This window comes from Kluyvera intermedia, from assembly GCF_021440345.1.
GTDB classification, from domain to species: Bacteria; Pseudomonadota; Gammaproteobacteria; order Enterobacterales; family Enterobacteriaceae; genus Kluyvera; species Kluyvera intermedia_A.
The window spans coordinates 1-5,217 of sequence record NZ_JAKCNS010000127.1; the positions used below are offsets into that span (position 1 = coordinate 1).

Consider the following 5,217-nt stretch of genomic DNA (forward strand, 5'->3'; position numbering starts at 1 on the left):
TTTGTTCTGATAGTAGGATAGTTATATATAGTAATTACTATAAAACCATCAGAACAAAATTAATTTTATAACCCATTTCATACTTGTTAATGAGACATTGACGGGTAGCCCGTTGCCCGTTGCCCGGTGTCAGGTGAAAGGACTGAACTACTTGTGATAGTAGTCAGTCCTTTTTTATTTGGGGTACATTTTAAGTTGTCACAACTAAATAGATATACAAAGAAACTACTAAAAGGAATTAGTAAATGGAATTGAAAACTATCTACGTGATACGCAATAGAGAAAGTATTGATCGTAGTATCACAACGTTGGAAGAACTACGCACATTACAGGACAGGAAGAACATCACAGGGTACACGTTCAAGTGGTATAGCTACGATGATGAACAGAACGTAACAGGTTCACGTTCACTGAATGTCACTATGTGTTCTGGATTGATAGACAGTGTGCATTGCTCAATTGATTATGGGCGTCATGTTTTAATGGTGGTAGGTCAGGGCATAAACATAAATAGAATTGAACAGCGTGCTTCTGGTGCGTTCTGGTTTGATGCTGTGTATGAAGGTGAGTTACTACTGACAGAAGAAGAATACTTTCAGGACATGTGTAACGATGGTTTGTTAGCACAAGTAGTAGATGCACAGGAAACTTACAAAGAACTATTTGAATTCATTTCAACATACTTTTGATACTACTTTAGTAAATAACTACATAAGAACAATAACTACAAGGATGGATTGTTATGAATGGATGGATTGAAGACGTGATACTACTTACTTTAGGTTTCCTCTTACTACTCAATGGATGGTTGATACCGTGGGTAGGTATGGGGTTCTTGTTACTCTGTATCTTTGCACAAATTCGTGCGGCTTACTTGAAATTTTTGGATAAAAATTCGAAGGGAAGCCAAAACAAGGAAGGCTTACAGACCGCACCAGATAAGGGAAGTGAAAATAAATGATTTTATTTTGGGACAGTTAAAAAAAATGTCCTATAATAAGGGGTAGGGAGAGCTTTTATTCACTCCTTCCGAATCTTCCTACTCCAGTTTTTCCAAAACTAAATTCCTTAATACAAAACTCCCTCTTTCCATTTGAGGGGGTTTTTATTTCGGTAACACTAAATAAAGTAAAGATAGCTTTTCTACACAAGGAACTAAATATGAAAGAGAAAAGAACAGAACAGGTTCTAATAAAACTTACGCCTACTCAAAAGAACTTCTTACAAGAACTAATGAAAGAGCAAGGACATACTAAAATGCAGAAAGTAGTGTATCAACTTATCGACACTGCACGAGTATTCAAAAAGTAAAATAACCCAGTGGCAAGGATTGCTACTAACTAACCAAAAGGAATTGGTAAATGAAAGAACAAAAGAAAGTATATGGTGTTGGTGTATATGATATGGTGGGTATGTCAAATACTCCTGAATACATCAGGTGGAGTAGCATGTTAAAGCGTTGCTATGATACTAAGTGGATTCAGCAATATAGACCAACTTATATAAATGCATCAGTTTGTAATCAATGGCTAATATTCAGTAACTACTACGCCTACTGTAAAGCACACTATTTTTATGGTGCAGTATTAGATAAAGATATTTTAGTTCCAGGTAATAAACTATATAGTCCGACTACATGTGTTTTTGTGCCTGAAGATGTAAACCTAATTGTTGTATGTAATCCAAGCACAAATCGTTTGTTTGGTGTTACTAAAAACAAGAACAGCTATACTGCAAAGATTACGATCAACAAGGCCACAGTAAATCTCGGAAAATTCCCTACAGAAGAAAGTGCACATAGGGAATGGCAATCAGCAAAAGCACAACACTTTATTGCAGTAGCTACGGATTATAAAACATCATACCCAAGCACATACAATGTTGGCGTTTATAATTCACTACTAATGAAAGCGTCAGGTATTATTGATGAATGGGAAAACAATACACCAACTAACAAATACTAATAAGGACATTGTAAAATGGAAAAACAATACACTGAAGAAGAACTAACGGAACTACTAATAAACTTATCTAACATCTCAGATATTCAAGTGCTCAATACTGAAGAAGAGGGTTATGTAATTTATTCTGAGCAATCAAAAGTAGTAATCAACTTAGAGACTGGGAATGTATTTTGTGCTGGTGTTGAATATCAGTTTCACGATGATTTTGATATCGGTTATATAAATAGTGAGATGCATATGAAGTATCTCCGACACAATCTAACCTTGAATTTGAACTATGTGAAAATTGCACATGCTTGTTACATCAAAGGGTTGATAGATGGGAAGATCAATCAACCGTACAGGCAGTGGGTTGATGCAGAAATGAAAGCGAAGTTCTAAACTAACTAATTGAAAATGATCATTATTTTACCGGGTGTGATACACTTTTATCACACCTAACACAGCAAGGAATAACTAATGAAAAGAATCTTATCAATTGCAATAGGCTACCCGGTGTTACTGGCAGTGATCGCCGTGTGTCACTTCTTAGCCGCAGCAATGGTAGTAGCGTTACCAGTAGCAATCGTACAGCTTATTATGTATGGGACTGCTGGTATGTCCTTTGGTGGGTTTGCTTACGTTGTCGTGTTACTGGCTGGACTCTATGCAGTAGTAAGAACTGCCATTAGTGCCCCCGCTTGTTATGTGAATAACTTCTCTCGGTAATCCCTCCAAAGAAAAACCCACTACTGCGTAAACAATAGTGGGTTAAAAGGAAATCGGTAATGTCACGTTACCGGAAAGATGGGAAATGAAATAACCATCTTTCAAATATATTTATCTCAACTGAAATGCAAAGGAATTGCGTTTCACCATTACAAGGAATAGTAATAAATGGAAATCAAACAAAGCTGGACTCTAAAACAATCACAATATATTTCAGACATTGCACATGAAATGGATCTTAGTTCAGGAGTGAATCTAATCATTGCTGATGTAGGAACTGGTAAGAGTCACTACTTTAGTAAGCAAACTAAAACCTTCTTCATTGCTCCACTAATTAGTATTGTATCTTCTATCGATGGATTAGATGTATCTACTTGGAACAGTAAAGTATCTGAAGTATTAGCTAATCCAAACAAAGAAGCATACAAAGATACAGTATTAGTCATTGATGAATGTCATGGTCTTTATACTGACTATGGTTATAAGTCTTCAGTTATCAATGATCTGATTCGTATAATCCCATTGTTCAAATCAGTAGTATTGATGAGTGGTACAATTGACCATAAGAACTTACAGAGTATTGTAGTAGATAGAATCTATCGTGTAATGAAACCACAACTTGCAGAAAAGAATATTACTAAGTATGTAACTGAATCAAGATACACCAAGGAACTACTACAACGTAAAATCTTAGAGACTAAAGGAAAGCGTAAAGCAATTGCATTAGTGAATGATATTGATTTATGTAACACGATTGCTAAAGCATACGGTGATAAAGCATTAGTGGTTTCTTCTAAGGTGAAGAATGAAGAACACATTCAAAACTTCTTTGATAGTAAGATGATGACAACTGATGAACATGATTATGATCTTATCATTGGGACTGATTCAATTCGTGAAGGTCTTAGTATTGAAGATGAATTAGAAAGTGTCGACGTATTCATTTATGGTCATCGCGATCCAGATGCTATTGAGCAATTCACTAACCGTTTCCGTAACGTTGAATATAGTAAGAACGTTCATGTTATCGTGCCTGAATGCAACACATACGAGATGGAAGACTTCAACCACACTTCATACTGCTTAGATGCAAGGACGCTTTGTAGAGCGTTACAGAGCGTATATGACACGAGTACAAATGAAGACTTCAAAGAATCATTACTCACACAGTATCGTCAGGATATGAAAGGTTCTAATGTATTCTTCAACAAGACTACAAAAGCATTTGAAGTATCTTTGATTGGTATCGACTACGCAGCCAGCCAACACAGAGAACGTCAGTGTATGTACGATAACGTTCGTTTTGAAATGCGTATGAGTGAGTATGACTTTAGAGTTCAGCAAGTCCAGAACGTGGACGGGGATGAAGAACGCCGTGAAGCAATGAAAGAAAAGCTACGTGAATCTAAAGCAGTAGCTAAAGCAGAGCGTGAAGAGATATTGAAAGACTTGATTCAAGATTATACTACTGGTGATTACCGTCATATTGGGAAAGAAGATTATGATGGAGTAAAAGAAAGTGTTGATAAGTTGATTCGTGTCGGACTAACTCATGAACAAATCCCTTATGTAATTCAGAATGTAATTGAGAATAAAAACTTTATCAAAGATCGTGTATGGCCTGATTTCAATTATGTAGAAACTGATAGTTCAATTCGTAACTTCATCTTAGAATTCATTGCTATTGAATGTCCAGAAGACTACTTAGAAAGAATTGATTTAGTAGTCTTGTCTAACTTAGTAGTGAAGAAAGTATTGAAAGAGTTCTTCAACAACGATAAGAATCTAATGTGCCGTAATGAACTATGGAGTAAATTAGTTCGTGTATCTGGTTATGACATTATGGTTCGTGATAAAAAATATCGTGATGTTCTCAATCGTTATATTACGTTAGATAAGCCTAAGAAAGTTAGACCTACCGCAGAGCAACGCCGTAACTGTTTCTGGATGCGTGAAGTAGAATATATTTCACCAGTGAAGTTTACTAACTTATCTGGCTTAGATATTGAGAAGAAGAAACAGACAGTATGTGAAGTTGAAATTCGTTCAGCAATTGAATTGAAGAAGAAACTACAAAGTATAAAAGAACTAACTATGATCTAAATAAATAGATTGTACGTTATATAAAATCCCTCCAACAACAAAGGCCAGTCCCGTTAAGAGCTGGCCTTTGTTGCATTCATTCGCAGGAAAACCATATGGAAATATCAGACCTACTTAAACATTTAAACCAACACAATTTAAAACCAGACAAAGGCCACCTGTTACCGACTGCTTCTAAATATCAAACAATCATTTTTGATCAACGAAATGAACTGAAGATGATCATTGAAGCAGATGGTGAGCAAGTTTTCTTTCTTCTGTTACCACAAACTTTCTTTGTTCCTTGTCATTTTTTGGGAAAAAATTTTGAAGGTAATTCATGGGACGGTTCAACAGAAACACTAAATAACATTACTACATTGGAGTATCAACAAGAACTAATAAAAATTGCCGTGGAACTTTCGAAGGAAGGAAAGGGGAGGGCAATCATAATTAAGTAAAA

8 protein-coding genes are annotated in these 5,217 nt (G+C 35.7%); all 8 read left to right on the forward strand.

Translation table 11 applies throughout. From position 1 onward, the window contains the following. Nucleotides 1-245 precede the first annotated feature (245 nt). The 8 genes from LZ634_RS21875 to LZ634_RS21910 all read left to right on the forward strand — a co-directional run bounded on the left by LZ634_RS21875 (nt 246) and on the right by LZ634_RS21910 (nt 5,215). Nucleotides 246-689 (forward strand): hypothetical protein, encoded by a 444-nt coding sequence (locus tag LZ634_RS21875; RefSeq protein ID WP_234508839.1) that lies wholly within the window; start codon nt 246-248, stop codon nt 687-689. 53 nt (nt 690-742) lie between these two features. After that, the gene (locus tag LZ634_RS21880; RefSeq protein ID WP_234508840.1) at nt 743-961 is read left to right on the forward strand and encodes a hypothetical protein; all 219 of its coding nucleotides are present in this window, start codon (nt 743-745) and stop codon (nt 959-961) included. A gap of 200 nt (nt 962-1,161) precedes the next feature. Then, nucleotides 1,162-1,311 (forward strand): hypothetical protein, encoded by a 150-nt coding sequence (locus tag LZ634_RS21885; protein ID WP_234508841.1) that lies wholly within the window; start codon nt 1,162-1,164, stop codon nt 1,309-1,311. Between the two features lie 50 nt (nt 1,312-1,361). Beyond that, nucleotides 1,362-1,964, forward strand: a complete 603-nt coding sequence (locus LZ634_RS21890) for a hypothetical protein (RefSeq protein WP_234508842.1) — start codon at nt 1,362-1,364, stop codon at nt 1,962-1,964. Nucleotides 1,965-1,979: 15 nt separating this feature from the next. After that, entirely contained in the window at nt 1,980-2,345 is a 366-nt protein-coding gene (locus tag LZ634_RS21895; protein ID WP_234508843.1) for a hypothetical protein, read from the forward strand. Between the two features lie 78 nt (nt 2,346-2,423). Next, a complete protein-coding gene (locus tag LZ634_RS21900; RefSeq protein ID WP_234508844.1) occupies nt 2,424-2,672 on the forward strand; it encodes a hypothetical protein in 249 nt (82 codons plus the stop codon). Nucleotides 2,673-2,840: 168 nt separating this feature from the next. Next, a complete protein-coding gene (locus tag LZ634_RS21905; RefSeq protein ID WP_234508845.1) occupies nt 2,841-4,775 on the forward strand; it encodes a hypothetical protein in 1,935 nt (644 codons plus the stop codon). Between the two features lie 95 nt (nt 4,776-4,870). Then, nucleotides 4,871-5,215 carry a hypothetical protein gene (locus LZ634_RS21910; protein ID WP_234508846.1) on the forward strand — a complete coding sequence of 115 codons (345 nt, stop codon included), beginning with the start codon at nt 4,871-4,873 and terminating at the stop codon, nt 5,213-5,215. Nucleotides 5,216-5,217: the final 2 nt, after the last annotated feature.